At 46.8% G+C, this 18,562-nt stretch carries 16 protein-coding genes and 1 other RNA gene; 11 read left to right on the top strand and 6 right to left on the bottom strand.

Annotation, left to right across the window (positions count from 1 at the left end; genetic code table 11):
- Position 1 precedes the first annotated feature (1 nt).
- Complete coding sequence (gene leuB / locus IEV19_RS00435; RefSeq protein ID WP_188368735.1) at positions 2 to 1,120, top strand: 3-isopropylmalate dehydrogenase; 1,119 nt, start codon at positions 2 to 4, stop codon at positions 1,118 to 1,120.
- A 52-nt stretch (positions 1,121 to 1,172) separates the two neighbouring features.
- Here leuB and IEV19_RS00430 read toward each other — a convergent pair whose 3' ends face one another.
- Positions 1,173 to 2,393, bottom strand: a complete 1,221-nt coding sequence (locus IEV19_RS00430; RefSeq protein ID WP_188368734.1) for a peroxiredoxin family protein — start codon at positions 2,391 to 2,393, stop codon at positions 1,173 to 1,175.
- Between the two features lie 129 nt (positions 2,394 to 2,522).
- On the opposite strand from IEV19_RS00430, the gene pheT reads away from it, so the two are divergent.
- Entirely contained in the window at positions 2,523 to 4,946 is a 2,424-nt protein-coding gene (gene pheT, locus IEV19_RS00425; protein ID WP_188368733.1) for a phenylalanine--tRNA ligase subunit beta, read from the top strand.
- 2 nt (positions 4,947 to 4,948) lie between these two features.
- Here the strand turns inward: pheT and IEV19_RS00420 are convergent, their stop codons facing one another.
- Positions 4,949 to 5,485 (bottom strand): fasciclin domain-containing protein, encoded by a 537-nt coding sequence (locus IEV19_RS00420; RefSeq protein WP_188368732.1) that lies wholly within the window; start codon positions 5,483 to 5,485, stop codon positions 4,949 to 4,951.
- Positions 5,486 to 5,692: 207 nt separating this feature from the next.
- Here IEV19_RS00420 and IEV19_RS00415 point away from each other — a divergent pair, with 207 nt between their 5' ends.
- On the top strand, positions 5,693 to 6,412 hold the full coding sequence (locus IEV19_RS00415) for a hypothetical protein (RefSeq protein ID WP_188368731.1): 720 nt from the start codon (positions 5,693 to 5,695) through the stop codon (positions 6,410 to 6,412).
- Between the two features lie 58 nt (positions 6,413 to 6,470).
- On the opposite strand, the gene IEV19_RS00410 is transcribed toward IEV19_RS00415, so the two are convergent.
- Positions 6,471 to 8,099: an ABC-F family ATP-binding cassette domain-containing protein gene (locus tag IEV19_RS00410; protein WP_188368730.1), complete on the bottom strand. Its 1,629-nt coding sequence runs from the start codon at positions 8,097 to 8,099 to the stop codon at positions 6,471 to 6,473.
- Between the two features lie 167 nt (positions 8,100 to 8,266).
- On the opposite strand from IEV19_RS00410, the gene IEV19_RS00405 reads away from it, so the two are divergent.
- The gene (locus IEV19_RS00405) at positions 8,267 to 9,652 is read left to right on the top strand and encodes a TlpA family protein disulfide reductase (RefSeq protein WP_188368729.1); all 1,386 of its coding nucleotides are present in this window, start codon (positions 8,267 to 8,269) and stop codon (positions 9,650 to 9,652) included.
- Between the two features lie 15 nt (positions 9,653 to 9,667).
- On the opposite strand, the gene fsa is transcribed toward IEV19_RS00405, so the two are convergent.
- The 3 genes from fsa to ffs form a co-directional block, all read right to left on the bottom strand.
- The gene (fsa, locus tag IEV19_RS00400; protein WP_188368728.1) at positions 9,668 to 10,321 is read right to left on the bottom strand and encodes a fructose-6-phosphate aldolase; all 654 of its coding nucleotides are present in this window, start codon (positions 10,319 to 10,321) and stop codon (positions 9,668 to 9,670) included.
- Positions 10,322 to 10,375: 54 nt separating this feature from the next.
- On the bottom strand, positions 10,376 to 11,185 hold the full coding sequence (locus IEV19_RS00395) for an SDR family oxidoreductase (protein WP_188368727.1): 810 nt from the start codon (positions 11,183 to 11,185) through the stop codon (positions 10,376 to 10,378).
- Positions 11,186 to 11,274: 89 nt separating this feature from the next.
- An RNA gene (ffs, locus tag IEV19_RS00390) (signal recognition particle sRNA small type) lies at positions 11,275 to 11,373 on the bottom strand.
- 90 nt (positions 11,374 to 11,463) lie between these two features.
- Between ffs and IEV19_RS00385 the strand changes: the two genes are divergently transcribed.
- The 7 genes from IEV19_RS00385 (at position 11,464) to IEV19_RS00355 (ending at position 18,471) form a co-directional block, all read left to right on the top strand.
- Positions 11,464 to 12,513 (top strand): glutaminyl-peptide cyclotransferase, encoded by a 1,050-nt coding sequence (locus IEV19_RS00385; protein ID WP_188368726.1) that lies wholly within the window; start codon positions 11,464 to 11,466, stop codon positions 12,511 to 12,513.
- Between the two features lies 1 nt (position 12,514).
- Positions 12,515 to 12,916 carry an acyl-CoA thioesterase gene (locus IEV19_RS00380; protein WP_188368725.1) on the top strand — a complete coding sequence of 134 codons (402 nt, stop codon included), beginning with the start codon at positions 12,515 to 12,517 and terminating at the stop codon, positions 12,914 to 12,916.
- Positions 12,917 to 12,926: 10 nt separating this feature from the next.
- The gene (locus tag IEV19_RS00375) at positions 12,927 to 14,459 is read left to right on the top strand and encodes a hypothetical protein (RefSeq protein ID WP_188368724.1); all 1,533 of its coding nucleotides are present in this window, start codon (positions 12,927 to 12,929) and stop codon (positions 14,457 to 14,459) included.
- A 145-nt stretch (positions 14,460 to 14,604) separates the two neighbouring features.
- Positions 14,605 to 15,339, top strand: coding sequence for a LytR/AlgR family response regulator transcription factor (locus IEV19_RS00370; protein ID WP_188368723.1), 735 nt, complete (start codon positions 14,605 to 14,607; stop codon positions 15,337 to 15,339).
- Positions 15,340 to 15,468: 129 nt separating this feature from the next.
- Complete coding sequence (locus tag IEV19_RS00365; RefSeq protein ID WP_188368722.1) at positions 15,469 to 15,615, top strand: hypothetical protein; 147 nt, start codon at positions 15,469 to 15,471, stop codon at positions 15,613 to 15,615.
- A 208-nt stretch (positions 15,616 to 15,823) separates the two neighbouring features.
- Positions 15,824 to 17,791 (top strand): tetratricopeptide repeat-containing sensor histidine kinase, encoded by a 1,968-nt coding sequence (locus IEV19_RS00360; RefSeq protein ID WP_188368721.1) that lies wholly within the window; start codon positions 15,824 to 15,826, stop codon positions 17,789 to 17,791.
- An 11-nt stretch (positions 17,792 to 17,802) separates the two neighbouring features.
- A complete protein-coding gene (locus IEV19_RS00355; RefSeq protein ID WP_188368720.1) occupies positions 17,803 to 18,471 on the top strand; it encodes a response regulator in 669 nt (222 codons plus the stop codon).
- Positions 18,472 to 18,562: the final 91 nt, after the last annotated feature.

Below are 18,562 nucleotides of genomic sequence, written 5' to 3'. Positions count from 1 at the left end.
CATGAAACTAAATATCGCCCTGCTGAAAGGTGACGGTATCGGACCCGAGGTTACGTCCCAGGCTGTCAAATGCCTTCAGGCCGTGGAGGATACCTTTGGCCATGAATTCCAATTTACAGAGGCCCTCGTAGGCGCAGCAGCCATTGACAAATACGGGGATCCGCTTCCCAAGGCTACTCTCGATGTTTGCAAGAAGGCAGATGCTGTCCTGTTCGGAGCTATAGGGGATCCTAAATACGACAATGATCCTGATGCAAAGGTCAGACCGGAGCAAGGGTTATTGCGATTGAGAAAAGAACTGGGCCTCTTCTGCAACATCAGACCCATCAAGGTGTTTCCGAACCTGATGGAGAAGTCCCCCCTGAAAAAGAAGGTGATACAGGGAACCGATTTTGTGATCTACAGAGAGCTGACCGGGGGAATTTATTTTGGCGAAAAGTCGCTTAGTGAGGATGGCACATCTGCAACTGACAGTTGTACGTACACAGAAGCCGAGATTAGCAGGATCGCACACCTGGCCTTTAAGGCCGCCAAAGCGAGACGTAAAAAACTGACCCTTGTTGACAAAGCCAATGTGCTTGAGTCAAGTCGACTCTGGAGACGTGTCGTCACGAAGATCGGCGAGAGCTATCCGGAAGTGGCACTCGATTTTATGTTCATAGACAATGCGGCAATGCAGCTCCTTCTGAAGCCCAGCCAATTCGACGTTATCCTCACAGAAAATATGTTTGGGGACATCCTCTCGGATGAGGGCAGTGCTGTTGGGGGATCGATCGGACTCCTGCCTTCGGCTTCCACAGGGGAAAACCACGCCCTCTTTGAACCCGTTCACGGATCCTATCCACAGGCAAAGGGCAAGGACATTGCAAATCCTATCGCTTCTATCCTATCTGCGGCCATGCTGCTTGATCATTTTAAGCTCGATGAGGAATCGCGGGCTGTGGTGATCGCCGTGCTGAAATCCATTAAAAAAGGGATCGTCTCCCCCGATCTGAATACCTCAAGTAAGTACGGTACCAGTCATATCGGGGATTTTATCTCCGGAAACATCAGGGATTCGGAAGACTATCTGATCCTGAATAAAGAGAACATCTGGTTGGGAAAATCAACCATCATTTGATTATTTTGTTTTACCACCACCTGAGGCCTTTCGGAAATCGGAAGGCCTTTTTTTATTCTGCGAGCAGTCCCTGAACAAAGTCGTTGAATTCATTCTTGAATTCTGTGTACTTTTCACCCGTGGCAGGTCCGTTGAAACCGGTATGTATCTTCCGGACCCTGCCTTCCCTGTCGATAAAGATGGTCGTGGGATAGGAGAGAATATGATTCAGCATCGGTAGTTTTTCGTTGGCTGTCTGCTTGTTCGACGAGCCGTACTGGGCCAGAAGTATGGGGTATGGGACCCCAAGGCGTTCTTTTAGTCTTTTTATCCCCTTAAAGGCCGCTTCTTCTGTTCTGGCATATTCAAAAGCCAGGGAGATTACTTTCAGGTCTTCCTGTTTCTTATCTTTTAGATATTCGACCAGGAACCGGGTCTCATCAAGGCAGTTGGGGCACCAGGTACCCATAATCTGGAGAATGACCACCTTATCCCGGAATTCCGGATCGTCCGGTGAGATCATTTTACCATTCTCATCAGGGAAGGAAAAGTCGACTTTTTCATACCCTTCTTTCAGGTAGGTAAGGGAATCCTCATCAGGCAGTTCGTACTCTTCATTCCTCTTGCCTTCAAAAGGCTCCTGAAAATGGTTCCCGGAGTAGAAAACGCCATTCATTGTACTGTCAGTAACCCTGGCCAGAAACAGGAAAACATGGGCTCCGTCAAAGGTCGACAGCTTGAGGGAATCTCCCTCTACGACACCTTCGAGGAAACGATAATCTCCTGTAGTGGTCCGGAACGTTCCAGTAACCCTGCTACCCTCCTGTTCAAATATTCCCTTAGCCTCGTACTCATCCTCTGTACCTTTGCTGAAATTAGTTTCCCATATACCTCCCACATTTACACCGGGTCCTTTATTTACTTTGAATCGATCCGAGTCTCCGGACAATGCGAGGAAAGGTACACGCCGGTCGAGGTCGTCCTTGATGAATTCCCCCTGCATGGCATCAGATGAGAAAGTACCGGCAATGTATCCGTCAAAGACGGGCATTCTCAGGAGTATGGAATCTCCATTAATACTGATCTCATCGATCTCCAGAACTTCTTCGGCATTGTAAACCTGCACGAAATATCCGGCTTCTCCTTTGCTGATTTCAAAATTGAAGGGCAATTCGTTCCCGTCCTGAACGGTCATGACGCCCCTCCATATCCCGGTTTTCAGCTCGGTTTGCTTCTTCTCGGCACAGGACAGGACAAGGATAAGGACGATGGATAATTGGAAAATCTTCTTCATGGCATGGATTTGAAGTGCAAATATCGAAATTAAGCTTAAAATGAAGTTTATAAAATTACGCGTGAAAGGCAACATCCCCTTTGAATGTGAAGGACCATTGTTTTATCTTTGGTCGCTTAAGGAGCGTCCATGCAAATTTCATATAACTGGCTGAAACAGTTCCTCCCCATCGATTGGGAACCTGCAAGGGTGGCGGAACTTCTGACCGACCTGGGACTGGAAGTAGAAGGCATTTCCGAATTTGAATCGGTCCGCGGTGGACTGCGAGGTGTAGTGGTAGGACATGTCCTTACCTGTGAGAAGCATCCCAACGCAGACAAACTGAAACTCACCACCGTAGATATCGGGCAGGAAGAAGCGGTACAGATCGTATGTGGAGCACCCAATGTTGCCAAAGGCCAGAAGGTTCCCGTGGCCACAATGGGCACCACACTGTACATGAATGACGGTGAATCCCTCAAGATCAAAAAGGGGAAGATACGGGGAGAAGTCAGTGAAGGAATGATCTGTGCCGAGGACGAGCTTGGGCTGGGCGATGACCACCAGGGGATCATGGTCCTTGAGAGTACTCTCAAACCAGGAACCCCTTTGTCTGAGTTCATTGAGGTTGAAAACGATCATGTTTTTGAAATTGGACTCACTCCAAACCGGGCCGACGCCATGAGTCATTTTGGCGTGGCCAGGGACCTGAAAGCGGGTTTGCGCCAGAAAGGCATTCAAAAGGAATTGCTCACTCCTTCTGTCAGTAATTTTATTGTGGCAAACAGATCGCGAAAGATCGCTGTATCTGTAGAAGATCACAACCTCGCTCCTAGGTATTGCGGGGTGACCATCAGCAATATGATCGTTCAGCCATCCCCTCACTGGCTGAAAAACAGGTTGAAGGCCATTGGACTGAAACCCATAAATAATGTGGTCGACGCCACGAACTACGTCTTGCATGAACTCGGTCAGCCCCTGCACGCATTTGACGCAGACAGGATTTTTGGGAAAGAGATCGTCGTAAGGACTGTGGAGGCCGGAACCCCTTTCATGACCTTAGACGGGGAGCAGCGGACCCTGCACGAGGACGACCTGATGATCTGCGACGCCGAAAAGCCCATGTGTATTGCGGGCGTGTTCGGAGGTATCAACACAGGGGTCACAGAGAATACCAGGGCTATATTCCTTGAAAGCGCCTACTTTGATCCTGTTTCCATCCGAAAAACGGCCAAAAGGCATGGCCTGAGCACAGATGCTTCCTTCAGGTTCGAGAGAGGCATCGATATTAACAATGTGGAATACGCCCTGCAGCGTGCGGCCCTGCTGATCTGTGAACTCACGGGGGGAGACATCTCCTGTGATGTGGTCGATCTCTATCCTAAAAAGAAAGAGGACCACCAGGTATTCCTCACGTTCGAAAAGATCAATAAACTCATCGGGCAGGAGATACCCAGGGACGTGATCAAGTCTATCCTTACCTCTCTTGAGATTAAGGTGAAGAATGTCACGGAGACCGGACTCGGGCTCAGTATTCCCTTTTACAGGATCGACGTCACCCGGGAGGTAGATGTGATAGAAGAGATCCTGAGAGTTTACGGGTATAACAATATCAATTTCGATCCAAAATTACACGCTTCCATAGCAACCTCTTCCAGGTTTGAAGACCACATTCTCCAAAACCATGTAGGGAATTTGCTGGCTGCTCAGGGCTTCCACGAAATCCTTTCAAACAGCCTGACGAACCCTGAATACGCCAATCTGATGCAGGGGTCTGAGCAGGATGAAGTGAGGATCATAAACCCCCTGAGCTCGGAGCTTTCAGTGATGAGATCCTCTATGCTTTTCTCTGCACTTGAAGCGGCCGCGTATAATATCAACAGGAAAAGACAGGACCTCAAGATCTTTGAATTCGGAAAGACCTATCATCCTGCGGAAGATGGTTACAGGGAGAAAGGCCGACTCTCCATCCTGGTAACCGGGGACCGTTCACATGAAAGCTGGACTCTCCCATCCAGGCAGTCCGACTTTTTTTACCTGAGAGCCGTCGTGGAGCAGATCCTATTAAAAATGGGCGTTGAGGATTACCAGACCCGTCATCGTTCAGGAGCTGAATTCAGTGAGGGTGTTGTCTTTTCGAAGGGAAATACCGACCTCGTAAGCCTGGGGGTGATCAGCAAGGCTGTGCAAAAACGATTCGATATCAAACAGCAGCTGCTGTATGCCGACTTCGACTGGGAAGTGCTCTGTTCCCTGGTAGCCAGACAGGAGATCGTGTATAAACCCATCCCTAAATTCCCATCGGTCAGGAGAGACTTCGCATTGCTCTTAGACCAGGATGTGCCATTCAGCAAATTGGAGGAATTGGCGTATAAAACAGAGAAAAAATTATTGAAACAGCTTTCCCTTTTCGATGTGTATACAGGCAGTAAGCTACCAAAGGGGAAAAAATCCTACGCCCTTAGTTTTACGCTGCAGGACGAGACCAAAACACTCACAGACAAGCAAATAGACAAGATCATGAACAAGATCAAGTCGGCCTTCGAAAAAGAAGTGGGTGCTGAACTGAGATAGTATTACAGAGGTGTTGGCAGGATCACACTGTCTATGGTGTGAATGATGCCATTGCACTGGTCAGAATCTGCTGTTGTGATACGGGCTTTGTTCCCGAGACCGTCCGTGAGAATGATATCCACGCCTTCTATGGTGGCTTTGATCTTTTTCCCCTGCACAGTAGTGAAAGTGGCTTTCCCATTCCCACGTACAAGAGCATTGAGGATCTTAGAGGCCGAAAGGGTTCCCGCTACCATGAAATAGGTGAGCATTTCCCTTAATTTTTGTTTGTTCTCCGGCTTCATCAGGTGGGCGATTTCCTGGGAAGACATTTTGTGGAACGCCCGATCTGAAGGGGCAAAAATCGTAAAGGGTCCATCCGCTTCCAGCAGCATGTCGAGATCAGTGGCCTTAAGGGCGGTGGTCAGGGTGGTGTGGTCTCCCGATTCAGCCGCTGAGGTGAAGATCGACTTTTTAAACTCCGAATACTGATCGTCTGTCTGAGACCAGAGGGTTCCGCAAACCAGGCATAAAGCAGCACTAAGTAAACAAAGTTTCATTTTCATGATAGATCCGATGGGGAAAAAGGATAATCGACGAACGGTATTAAAAGTCGGACAATATACAATCTTTGAGGTGAGATAAGGGGTATAGAAAAACTGTCTTCATCGAATTTAACATATATTTAACATTTTGAGAGGCTAGCAACGGTGTTGCATTGATTTGTCTTAATATGTATTTTTGCTCAAATTGCTAAAAGAAAAAGAATGATATTACCCAGAACTAATATCGAGGAAAAACTTGCCCTCGAATCCCGCAAAAGCGGCTCCCAAGACCAAATTATCAATTCCGTTTACCAACTCCTGAGTGAAGACAGCGCCCGGGAGGAGGAAATTCAGGAAAGGCTGGGAGGCAAAGGAAAAGGGGTCCATAACGCCTTTGATTTTGACCTGCTGGAGACAGGCAGGATCTATAATTTGGATCAGATCAAAAAGATCTGCATCGACTATCGCCTGAGATTCCTGGATTCAAAATACTTTAAGGGAGAGATCCCCAGGGAGGGAATCTCAAAGATCAAGTCCATGGAAAAGGAACACGGGATCTCCATTGATGGATTTAAGATCATTGCGCCTTCCAAATTATTCCGCCTGGAAGACAAGGATGATCCCTTGCTGTTCGCCCCCATTGGAAATGGTTACTATTACCTGATCCACCGATGGGGTAATGACCTGCACCCGCTGAGAAAAGCACTGGCATGGCCTTTTAAGAGTATTGTGAACCTCACAGCTGTGGTCTTGCTGATCTCTTACCTGTGTACCCTGCTGGTTCCGGAAGGACTGTTTTCAAAGAGCAGTTCACAGGCCGAATTCTGGATCATCTACTTCTTTATGTTCAAGTCCATTGCCTCCGTAGTGATCTTCTACGGCTTTGCTCTGGGCAAGAATTTTAATCCTGCCATCTGGAACAGCAAGTATTTCAACGCCTGATAAACGCTGCGATATAAAACAAAAAAAGCATTCGGATCGAATGCTTTTTTTTATTGTTTTAAACAGGTACGGCGTACATTTTTTCCCGCAGTTCTCTGATTCCCTTATCAGACATATAGTCGTCGAAACTCAGGTATCGATCTATCGTCTGCTTTGGTGTCAATTCAACGATCCTGTTGGCAACCGTCTGAGCAAACTGATGATCGTGGGTGGTGAAGAGTACCGTCCCCTTGAAATTTTTCAGGGAGTTGTTGAAGGCCGTGATACTCTCCAGGTCGAGGTGGTTGGTCGGCTCATCGAGCATCAGCACATTGGCCCTGAGCATCATCATGCGGCTGAGCATACACCTCACTTTCTCACCTCCCGAGAGGACAGTACATTTCTTAAGGGCTTCTTCTCCGCTGAACAACATTTTTCCCAGGAATCCCCTCAGGTACACTTCTTCCTTTTCCTCTTCCGTTTTGGCCCACTGCCTCAGCCAGTCAACCAGGTTGATGTTCTCCGTAAAGAAGGAGCTGTTATCTGCCGGCAGATAGGACTGGGTGGTGGTCACCCCCCATTGATATTTTCCGGAATCCGCTTTGCGGTTCCCGTTGATGATCTCATAAAAAGCTGTAGTCGCCCTTGAATCCCGGGACAAAACAGCCACCTTATCGCCCTTGGCGAGGTTCAGGTTGAGGTTGTCAAACAAAACGCTTCCATCTTCGCTCAGAGCCGACATTCCCTCCACATTGAGGATCTGATCCCCGGCTTCCCTTTCCCTGTCAAAGATGATGGCCGGGTATCGTCTGGAGGATGGTTTGATGTCCTCTACTCGCAACTTTTCGAGCATTTTCTTTCTGGATGTGGCCTGTTTGCTCTTTGCGACGTTGGCACTGAACCTCATGATAAATTCCTGTAATTCCTTGGCCTTCTCTTCTGCCTTCCTGTTCTGTTGAGCCCTTTGCCTGGCTGCCAGCTGACTGCTTTCATACCAGAAGGTGTAGTTTCCTGAAAAGAGGTTGAGTTTTCCAAAATCGATGTCGACAATGTGCGTACATACGGCATCGAGGAAGTGCCTGTCGTGAGAGACCACGATCACCGTGTTTTCATAATTCGCCAGGAAATTCTCCAACCATTCGATGGTTTCGTAGTCCAGGTCGTTCGTAGGCTCGTCCATTACCAATACATCCGGATTACCGAACAGGGCTTGAGCGAGGAGGACCCTCACCTTAAGCTTGGCATCCATCTCCGACATTTGGGTGTAATGAAACTCCTCCCGGATTCCCAGGCTGGACAGCAATGCAGCCGCGTCACTATCGGCGTTCCATCCGTTCATCTCTTCAAAGGTTACCTGCAATTCCCCTATCCGCTCTGCATTTTCATCTGAATAATCGGCATAAAGGGCGTCTATCTCCTTTTTGATCTCAAACAGGGGTTTGTTTCCCATGACCACCGTCTCCAGAACCGTATGCTCATCATAGGCATTGTGGTTCTGTTCCAGGACGGACATCCGTTTTCCGTGTTCCAGGTGGACTTGTCCTGAGGTGGGATCCACTGTCCCGGAGAGGATTCTCAAAAAGGTGGATTTACCTGCCCCGTTGGCGCCTATCACCCCATAACAATTACCTGAGGTAAAGCTGATGTTGACCTCATCGAACAACACCCGTTTTCCGAATTGTACCGAAAGATTTGAAACCGATAGCATAGTGTTTCTTTAAAATTTTTGCAAAAGTAGTCAAATCCCTCCGATGTGCAAGTGAGCCCATATCCAGCAGACTTCCTAAAGAGGTTGTTAAACCTGTCATTTTTAACGCCCTCTTAACAGGGCCCGCCTCAAGCATTACTTAGCTTTGTGAGTGGTATTGGCACAATATGAATAAACTTTTACTCTTTTCCTTTCTCGGAATTCTCTTAGGGAGTTGCAGTCAGGAGCCGGAAGACAGCAAGCGCGTTATCTTCGCCGGTGAAATTGTAAATCCCACTAGCGATCAGGTTGTCCTTTTTAAAGGGCAGCAGGCACTGGATACCGCCTTCCTCGACGAGAATAACAGATTTGTCTTCAGGCTGGACTCTGTGGCCCAGGGGCTACACCATTTTGTGCACAGACCGGAATCCCAGTACGTCTATTTCGAGGCGGGTGACAGCCTGCAGATCAGGCTCAATACCTCAGACTTCGACGAATCCCTTGTTTTCTCAGGAAAGGGCGAAGAGATCAATAATTTTATACTGGAATTATTTCTCACCCGGGAAGAGGAAGAAGAACTTATCAATTCATACTACCTGCTCGAACCAGAGGAATTCCACAAGAAGATAGATTCCCTCAAGGCAATGAAATTAGCCCTATTGAGTCAGATCGAAACCGAATATGAGATTTCGCCTGCTGCTTCAGACCTGGCAAAATCGTTTATAGATTACGGATCGAACATTTCCATGGAAGCCTACCCTTTTTACCACAGAAGGAGAAGCGGAGAAGGAAAGATGCACGAAGATCTGCCTGCTTCCTTCTACGATTACCGGCAGAGCATTAATTACAACGACCATAATCTCACATATCTCAGGCCGTATTACAACTTTATGAAATATCACATCAGTAATCTTGCCTATAATTCTTGCAAGAAATACTGTGATGATGATCTTGAGAAGGCAAACAGGCAATTGCACTTTAATAAACACAAGTTAAAGTTGATAGACAGCCTGGTGACCCAGAAGGAACTTCGGGACAACCTCTTTAGAAATGTCGCCATTGATTACTTGCTGAGGCACGACACTGAGGAGAATACAGACGAATTCATCAGTTCTTTTAAGCGATATTCAGACAACAATTCTCACAACACGGAAATCTTTACCCTGTACGAAGGGATCAACAATATGCAGCCTGCAAAGGACCTTCCGGATTTTACCGTGGAGTCTTACGACGGCCGGAAAGTTAAATTGTCAGATATCCAAAAGGGAGACTCAGTTGTCTTTTATTTCTGGTCGGGAACGGAACCCGGGCACTTCAGAAATATCAACAAGCGTGTAGAAGAACTCAAGCAGAAATACCCTGCATATCGCTTTATCGGACTGAACATGAGGACCGACCTGGCCAAATGGAAAAGCATGGTCAAGACGAGTGGACTTGATGAAACTGAACAATACTGGACAGACGATTACGACCAAACCGTTCAGACGCTGATCGTCTATGATCCAAACAAGGCTATCCTCACCAAGAACGGGAAAATCATAGATGCCTTCTCACATCTCTACCGCTCTTTCTGATCAAATAGGTAAAGATCAATTCCCTTTTTTATAATCGGCGAGAAACTTCTCGAGCCCTATATCCGTAAGCGGATGCTTTAGCAGGCCTTCGATGGAAGAAAGAGGTCCCGTCATGACGTCAGCACCCAATTTTGCACAGTCGATCACATGCATAGTATGCCTGATAGAGGCAGCGAGGATCTGGGTCTCAAAATCGTAGTTGTCATAGATCAAACGGATCTCGGCAATGAGATTAAGACCATCTGATGAGATATCGTCCAGCCTTCCCAGGAAAGGCGATACATAGGTCGCCCCGGCCTTGGCGGCAAGCAATGCCTGCCCGGGAGAGAATACCAGGGTACAATTGGTCCTGATGCCTTTGTCTGAGAAATATTTCAGGGCTTTGACACCATCACGGATCATCGGCACCTTAACGACGATCTGTTCGTGCAAATCTGCCAGCTCCTCCCCTTCTTTGATGATCCCCTTTAAATCGGTGGCAATGACCTCCGCCGAGACATCACCGTCTACGATATTACATATATCCACGTAATGCTTGAGGATGTTATTCCTTCCGGTGATCCCTTCCTTGGCCATCAGAGAGGGATTGGTAGTAACCCCGTCGAGCACACCCAGTTCCTGGGCGTCCCTGATTTGATCCAGGTTTGCGGTATCGATAAAAAATTTCATAGGATTTCGTTTTGATGGTGATACTTTTCAGCTAAAATTCAGTGTTTGGCAAAGCTACAATTTATAATGATTTCGCAGCAACCTCTCGTAGAGTTTCGAGGGCAGTAACCTTTTGAGTAAGATGGAAAAGCGCTGCATAAAACTGCCCACCTTATAATGGACCTTGGGAGATGGGTTCTTTAAAATGCGGAGTACTTTGTGTGCCACCTGAATAGGGTCTCCGGCCTGGTCTACGTGGTCATCGATCATTTTCAAGGTAGAACCGTAGGGTCTATGGTAGGGAGAATCGGGTTGCAGAGGAGCGTGGTACCTCCCTGCCGCGATATTGGTCTTAAAATCTCCCGGTGCCAGGGTACACAGCTGTATCCCGAAGTCCTTCACCTCGAGCCTGAGCGCCTCCGTTGCCAGGTCGAGCGCACCTTTGGTCGCGGAATAGACCCCTCTATAAGGAAGACCCATTTTTCCGGCAATAGAGGTAATATTGATGATACTTCCCGCACCCTGTTTTCTCATGATGGGAAGAACCGCTTTTATCATATTGAGGGGGCCGGTGAAATTCGTCTCAAAGGCGTTGTGGATAGATTTATTGGGGGTTTCTTCGAGCGGACCTGTAATTCCCACCCCTGCGTTGTTGATCAGCACATCCAGGCGGCCTTCTCTCTCCATCAATATCCCGAGAGCACGTGAAATGGTATCGGGTTCCCTTACATCGAGCTCAAGCAGTTCAAAATCTTTGAAGCCTGATTGTTTTCCGAGATTGCGGGTAGTGCCGTAGACCCTGTAGCCATTTTCACTCAGGTAATTCCCAATAGATCGGCCTATGCCCGAAGAACCTCCTGTAACCAGCACTACTTTCATGTCCATACGTGTTGCAAAGAAACAAATATTTAGAGGGAGTCCCAACAGATATGGGCTCTGTTTGATTTGTCCCGACCTTGACTTTTGGGTACAAAAAAAGGCAAGCTACCTACATCGCACCGCTACGACCGTATACCCTTGCTGCGTTCCCACCCTGGGGGATTCTACAGGAGCTGGTCGTGTAGGACTTGCCTCATGCAAATATACAACCTTTTAAATTCAGGCCAATCGTTTCAAGGTTTTAAAAGTTTGGGCTAACTTGCTTTTAAATAGCTTTCTCGAATATGAATTCTGCCAAATTCCTCTCCCTCAATATCCTGCTGCTTTTTTTCCTCAGCTGTGGAGGAGAAAAAGATCCTGCTTCCTTTTTTGGACTGCAATTCGAAAAAGGGAAAAAAGAATACAAGCCGAAGGATACCATCTACCCTATGATCCGAAACAGAAAGGATCTTCCGGTTGATTCCCTGAGTTTTACCCTGCTGGGTAAAGCCCTCCCTTCAGCCGGGGAAGGTTATATCCTGGATACTGAGAAACTGGGAGTTCACGACCTCACAGCCAACTTCCGGTCTGATGGCCGGGAGATCTCCGTGTCAGAAGAAATCAAACTCCTCGCTGCTGATCCTCCGCAACTCTACACCTATACCATCCTCAATGAATTTCCACACGACATGACTTCGTTTACCCAGGGGCTTGAATTTTACCGGGACACTTTGTACGAAAGCACAGGTTCCGGAGGCGGAGCTAAATCGTACGTGAGGAAGGTCGACTTCAGAACCGGGGAGGTATATCAGCAAACCGACCTGGAAGAGGAGTATTTCGGTGAAGGGATCACGATCCTTGATGACAAACTATATCAGCTTACCTGGCAGGGAAAGGTGGGTTTTGTTTACGATTCAGGCACCCTGGAACGAGTAGACAAATTCCAGTATGGGAATAGCAAGGAAGGATGGGGGCTTTGCAATGATGGAAATTCATTGTACAAGAGTGACGGCACAGAACGGATCTGGCTTCTGGATCCTCAGACCCTGGAAGAAAAAGAAGCTTTGCAGATCGCCACGAACAAGTCGATCTTCAACAAGGCCAATGAACTGGAATTCATAGACGGGAAGATCTATGCCAATGTTTGGCAGAAGGAGAGTATGATGATCATTGACGCTAACAGCGGGGCTATTGAAGGCGTGGTGAATCTCGGAGGACTGCGGGAGAAAGTCAAACAACATCCAAAACTGGATGTCCTGAACGGAATTGCTTACCATCCGGGGCGAAAATCGTTTTTCGTTACTGGTAAGAATTGGGATACCTTGTTCGAGATCACCCTCCAAAAAAAGGAATAGGATGCGCTTTGAGATGATCAAAAAAGTGGAGCAGGCCGACCTGGATGAGCTCGAACACGTCAACAATGTGCGATATCTACAGTGGATACAGGATATTTCCCGTGCCCATTGGGAGGCTGCAGCACCGGAAGATATCAGGAAAACCGGGATCTGGGTGGTCAGGCAACACCTGGTTCAGTACAAAAGTGCAGCCAAGCTTGGAGATACCCTGCAGCTGAGGACCTTTATAAAGAAATCTGAAGGGGCCATCTCAACGAGGGTGGTGGAAATGAAGGATCTGTCTTCGGGGAAACCCATCGTCAGGTCTGAGACCGAATGGTGCCTGCTCGACAGGCAAACCCACAGACCCATGCGAATTCCGGAAGAAATCCGGGCCGTTTTCAGTCCGAAGACCGAATCCTGAATCCCCGTCTATGCGATTCCTGTTTGTTACTTTACTATGGCTTTGCACCCTGGTCTGTTTCACGTCCTGCAGGAAGGATTTTGAATATGCCCCCAGCTCGGGTCAGCTTGAATTCTCAAGAGATACGGTATTCCTCGATACCGTATTCTCAAATATCGGAAGCAGCACCTACAGCCTTAAAGTATACAATCGTTCTAACCGTGATATTGAGATCCCCACCATTCGGCTTGCCGAAGGGAACAACAGCCTCTACCGATTAAATGTAGACGGGCAGGCAGGTAAGAGTTTTACCGATATTCCCCTGTTTTCCGGAGACAGCTTGTACATATTTATTGAGACCACCTTTGATGTTGCCCCTACCAACCAGAATGAATTCCTCTATGTAGATCAGCTTCTGTTTGACCGGGGTGTTAACGAGCAACGAATACCTCTGGTGACCCTTGTCAGGGATGCCGTCTTCCTTTACCCTGCTACCCTGGCCGATGGCAGCAAGGAAAGCCTTCTGTTAGGCTTGGATGAAGAAGGGCGGGAATTGCGGATTTCAGGCTTTTTATTGGAGGACGACGAACTTCAGTTTACCAGGGAAAAACCCTATGTGATCTATGGCTACGCGGCCGTGAGTGATGGAAAGGTCCTGACCGTGGAAGCCGGTTCCCGGGTTCACTTTCACAAGGATTCGGGCATACTGGTGGGAACAGGGGGCAGTATCCGGGTCGAAGGTGCACTGAGTGAGGACAGGGAGTTGATGGAAAATGAGGTCATCTTTGAAGGAGACCGTCTGGAACCTGAATTTTCAGAGGTTCCGGGTCAGTGGGGTACGCTCTGGCTGGCCCCGGGAAGTATTGACAATGAGATCTCTTATCTGAGTCTGAAAAATGCCACTGTCGGGATATTGGTCGAGGGTAATCCGGCTTCCCCTGCCCCCACCCTCGCACTTTCGAATACTCAGATATACAACAGCTCTGTGACGAATCTCTGGGGCAGGAATACTTCTATAGCAGGTGTAAATGTGGTACTGGGCAATGCCGGTACGCACAGCCTTCTGCTGGATAGAGGAGGCTCGTACCGCTTCTTGCACACCACCATTGCAAATTATTGGAGCAATAGTTTCCGGACGGGAGCTGCCCTTAGGATCACTACCTATGATGCTGCTGACCCGGAGAATATTGGCGGGGGCGACCTGCTTCAGGCCGATTTTCTGAATTGTATAGTAGACGGGAACACTTCCAGGGAACTCAGCCTGGAGCAAAGACCTGGGACAGACTTCAATTTTTTCTTTTCACATGTATTGCTGCAGTTCAATGACACTTCCGGCGAGTTTACAGGCAACCCCCTGTACGACTTCTCAGATACAACCCGATTTGCCGACCTATTCCAAAATGCCAACGCCGATTTCTCAGCTCCATTCCGCAATGATTTTACCTTGGGTCCGCTATCCGAGGCGCGGGGGTTGGGAGATCCGGGCACGGCCCAACTGGTGCCATTGGACATACTAGGTACAGATCGAACTCAGAGCCCGTCACTCGGAGCTTACCAGGAATAGACACATTAAAATGTAACGATTTGTAGGAATATTCTTTCTTTAGAACTGATTTTCAGTATATTGGCAACAAAACCATAAATATTCTAAGGGAAATCTATAATCCTTATTCGCAAAGGATTAGTAATTTTCCCACAACCCTGTGTTTATGGAGTACCGATACACCATAATCGATGCCAACGCCACTTCAAATCTGCAATTGCAGCATTTTCTGGAGGATCATGGTGATTTCATTTGTGTGGCTCGGGCACTGGACAGCAGGGAAGGGATCAACGGTATCCTGAAACACCTGCCGGACCTGGTCTTCATCAACCTGGAAGATGCGGCCATGGATTATTTCCTGATGGTATCTGAGTTGCACCAGTACATGAATGAACTGCCTTTGATAATCGGTGTGGCCAAGAGCAAGGAATACGCCTATCACGCCATAAAAAACGGCTTTTACGATTACTGGCTTCTGCCGTATAATGAGCTGGATATCCGAAAAACCCTGCTGAGGCTAAAGAAACAGCATCCCAAGGAGGTCAGCTCTCATACCATCTGCCTGAAATCATACAAAGACTTTCAGTACCTCAATACAGATGAGATCCTGTACCTGCAAGCAGACAACAATGCCACCGATTTTGTGATGAAGGACGGCAGTGTGATCAGCGCCTTCAAGACCCTTAAGACCTTCGAAAAGTCCCTGCCCAGAAATTTTATCCGTATCCATCAGAGCTATATCCTCAATATGGATTACGTTTCCCGCATCAATTACGGGAAGAACATCTGCGCCCTTAAGACCGGCAAGAAGCAACTGCCCTTCTCTAAGACCTACAAGGAGAACATCGACAGCCTGAAAAAAGTGTTGTCAAAAAACGCCATCTCCACCCTTAAATCGTAAAATTCTTACAAAAACAGGTGAAATCCTCACAGAAACACTCCATTTACTAAAAGAGTGATTTCTGACATACGATCCTCGCGGGGCTCTAATAGTTTAGTGAAACGTTAACTCACTAAAAAGAAAACCACGATGAAAAAATTAGCCTGTATTTTTGCCATAGCCCTGTTCAGTGTATCCATGATCTCCTGCACCAATGACACAGCCGAGGACCAAAGCCTCTATGAAACCCAAGCAACTGATGGGAACAGCAATGGATCAACCGGAAGAGACGGATAGATCTTCATATTAACGAAAATTGAAAAGGAGTCTTACCAAATAAGACTCCTTTTTTTATATTGTGATCACCAAACAGAAAATATAAATAATGTTCAAACAATTGTTCATACTTGTCCTTCTTTCAATTATGAGCAATTCTTGTGACTTTATTAATAAGGGACCCAAGAATTTTGATTCAGAAATAGATCAGGACAGTATTTTGGTCATTTTGGAACAGATCAAAGAATCAAATCTACCAGTTGAAAACCATCTTGATCAATTAGATGAGGTCTACTCCCAACTCGGTCAAGTTTCAGTAGACACCCTGAAAATTCAATACTTATCACAACTTTCATTGATTACCTCTAAAATTGTCGATTCTCAATTGTTTCAAAATGTAAACAGGGATTTCGAAAAATTGGCCGGAGAATTACAGGATTCTGTAAAGTTGGCAGAAGCTTTCTGGGATAAGGGTGCATATTTCGATTTGCCAGATATAGCTCAAAGGGATAGCGCATATTTATATTTTTCTAAAGCACAAAAAATCTTCCAACAGTTAGAAGATGATATTTCTTCTTCCTCTGTATTAAGAGCGATGGCCAGTGTGCAAACCGATGTACATGACAACACCGGCGCCATAGTTAATGCAACGGAAGCAATAAGACTTCTAAAACCTTATGATGAATATAAAAAGCTATACTATGCTTACAATACAATGGGTATTGCCTACGCCGCTCTGAAGGAATATGATCAAGCTTTAGAATATTATAACCTCGCAGAAGAACAATTACAAAAATTAAAGTCGGAATCCATTGAACTTGCTAGTTTAAAAAACAACATAGGATACCTATATTCTAATAAGGGAGACTTCCTAAATGCTAAGAAAGAATTCCAAGAAGCGATTTCAACGGATAGTCTACTTTGGTATAAACCAGATCTATACGCTAAACTATTGGACCATTTGGCAATAACCAATTTTAAACTTGGCATAATGGACTCTGTAGAAGAAAATTTATATAGATCCCAATTTATCAGGGATAGCATAGGAGATTTAGAAGGACTTTCATTGAATTATTACAACCTAGCCCTTGTGAACAAGGAAATCGGCAGGAAGGCTGATGCGTTTATATTTGCAGGCAATGCTCGGGACTTGGCAAAAGAGATCGACAATAATTTAAGGTACCTGGAATCACTCAGGTTATTATCTGAACTTGATCCTGAAAACTCAAGTTACTACCTCAACGAGTACAGCGAAATGTCTGAGAATCTGTTACAAGAGGAAAGACGTATCCGAAATAAGTTTGCAAATATTAAATTCGAGACAGAAGAAACCGAAAACCGAAACCGCCAGTTGGCCCGCCAGCAACTGATCTGGATTGGGATAGCCGTTGGATTGCTGTTGTTTGCCATCGCTCTGTCAATTATCGTTGTACAGAGGATCAAAAATCAACGCCTCAAATTCCAGCAGCAACAGCAGGAAGCAAACCAGGAGATCTTTAACCTCATGCTAGCTCAGAAACAGAAAGTGGAGGAAGGCAAGCAGTCCGAACAGAAACGCATATCCGAAGAACTCCACGACGGAATCCTCGGGGAGATGAACGGGGTGAGGATGGTCTTGCTCGGGTTAAACAAAAAAGGTGATGATGCCGCCGTCGCCCTCAGGGAGCAGGCCATCGAGAAACTAAAAGAAGTGCAGGAGGAAATCCGGTCCATTTCCCATGAGCTCAACGATGCTTCCTACCAGAAGTTCAACAACTTTATGAACTCCATCGAAGACCTGTTAAAAAATACCGTAGAACCGGCGGGTATCCAATACCACTTCTCCTATGATCAGGACCTGGACTGGGACCAGCTGGAAGGGGTGACCAAGATCAACCTTTACCGTATCCTGCAGGAGAGCCTGCAAAACTGCATTAAGCACGCTGCAGCCACTTCCATCTATGTCTCATTTGAGGTCGATGGGTATCAGATCGTGATCACCATTCAGGACAACGGAAGGGGCTTCGAGACCGGAAAAGGAAAAAAAGGTATTGGCCATAAGAATATTGAATCCCGCGTGAGGAAGATCAGGGGCAAATGGTATCTGAAGAGCGCTCCGGGTATTGGGACCACGGTTCTTCTGGAAATCCCAATGGAGCACATTTCCCAGGAAGCAAAAAAAGAGATATCTTTACCTAAAGACCTGCAGGAAGTATAAAACGTGTGTCTATGAGAACGATAAGAATCTTGGCAGTTGACGATCATGAAATGACTACCCTGGGCTATAAGTTCATTTTGGAGGACACAGAATTTGACGGCTTCAAGGTACAGATGGATACGGCCAAAACCTACGAAGACTCGGTCAGGCGTATCGAAGAATCAGCCAAGGGAATCCCTTATGACATCCTACTATTGGATATCCAACTCTCTAACCCCACCGAAGGCCCGGCCAAAACGGGAGAAGACCTGGGAATCTACGCCAGGAAAGTATCGCCAGACTCCAAGATCGTTTTTATGTCTTCCTTTAGCGATAATTACCGGATCAACAGCATCATGCAGACCGTAGACCCCGAGGGCTATATGGTGAAGACCGAAATAGACCAGAAATCGCTGCAGGCCATGGTGAACACTGTGCTGAACTCCCCGCCCTACTATACCCAAAAAGCACTGGTGGCCATCCGCAAGAAAATGGCCCAGGATATCTCCCTGGACGAGAATGACAAAAAGATCCTATACCACCTCTCCATAGGAACCAAGACCAAGGATATGGTCAAATACATCTCCCTGTCCCTCCCTGGCATCGAAAACAGAAAGCGCCAGCTTAAATCCCTTTTTGGGGTGGAAAAACAGAACGATCAGGCTCTGATAACGGCTTCAAGGGATAAAGGCTTTATTTAGGTTACCAATCATTTCAGAACTCTTTCCCTCTTTATTCCCTGAAAACCACACTTTTTGCAGCAAAACCATAAATATTCTATGGTTTTTGTAT

This window comes from Muriicola marianensis (assembly GCF_014638095.1).
GTDB lineage: Bacteria > Bacteroidota > Bacteroidia > Flavobacteriales > Flavobacteriaceae > Muriicola > Muriicola marianensis.
The sequence above is the reverse complement of the archived record's forward strand: the minus strand, read 5'-3'. Positions and strand labels throughout refer to the sequence as shown.

What these genes read in the sequence shown, in the direction of transcription:
- pheT (WP_188368733.1), top strand. Translation starts at nt 2,523, where the DNA reads ATGCAAATTTCATATAACTGGCTGAAACAGTTCCTCCCCATCGATTGG.
- IEV19_RS00355 (WP_188368720.1), top strand. Translation starts at nt 17,803, where the DNA reads ATGAGAACGATAAGAATCTTGGCAGTTGACGATCATGAAATGACTACC.
- IEV19_RS00410 (WP_188368730.1), bottom strand. Translation starts at nt 8,099, where the DNA reads ATGCTATCGGTTTCAAATCTTTCGGTACAATTCGGAAAACGGGTGTTG.
- IEV19_RS00375 (WP_188368724.1), top strand. Translation starts at nt 12,927, where the DNA reads ATGCGATTCCTGTTTGTTACTTTACTATGGCTTTGCACCCTGGTCTGT.
- fsa (WP_188368728.1), bottom strand. Translation starts at nt 10,321, where the DNA reads ATGAAATTTTTTATCGATACCGCAAACCTGGATCAAATCAGGGACGCC.
- IEV19_RS00365 (WP_188368722.1), top strand. Translation starts at nt 15,469, where the DNA reads ATGAAAAAATTAGCCTGTATTTTTGCCATAGCCCTGTTCAGTGTATCC.
- IEV19_RS00370 (WP_188368723.1), top strand. Translation starts at nt 14,605, where the DNA reads ATGGAGTACCGATACACCATAATCGATGCCAACGCCACTTCAAATCTG.
- IEV19_RS00415 (WP_188368731.1), top strand. Translation starts at nt 5,693, where the DNA reads ATGATATTACCCAGAACTAATATCGAGGAAAAACTTGCCCTCGAATCC.
- IEV19_RS00430 (WP_188368734.1), bottom strand. Translation starts at nt 2,393, where the DNA reads ATGAAGAAGATTTTCCAATTATCCATCGTCCTTATCCTTGTCCTGTCC.
- IEV19_RS00380 (WP_188368725.1), top strand. Translation starts at nt 12,515, where the DNA reads ATGCGCTTTGAGATGATCAAAAAAGTGGAGCAGGCCGACCTGGATGAG.
- leuB (WP_188368735.1), top strand. Translation starts at nt 2, where the DNA reads ATGAAACTAAATATCGCCCTGCTGAAAGGTGACGGTATCGGACCCGAG.
- IEV19_RS00405 (WP_188368729.1), top strand. Translation starts at nt 8,267, where the DNA reads ATGAATAAACTTTTACTCTTTTCCTTTCTCGGAATTCTCTTAGGGAGT.
- IEV19_RS00395 (WP_188368727.1), bottom strand. Translation starts at nt 11,185, where the DNA reads ATGGACATGAAAGTAGTGCTGGTTACAGGAGGTTCTTCGGGCATAGGC.
- IEV19_RS00420 (WP_188368732.1), bottom strand. Translation starts at nt 5,485, where the DNA reads ATGAAACTTTGTTTACTTAGTGCTGCTTTATGCCTGGTTTGCGGAACC.
- IEV19_RS00385 (WP_188368726.1), top strand. Translation starts at nt 11,464, where the DNA reads ATGAATTCTGCCAAATTCCTCTCCCTCAATATCCTGCTGCTTTTTTTC.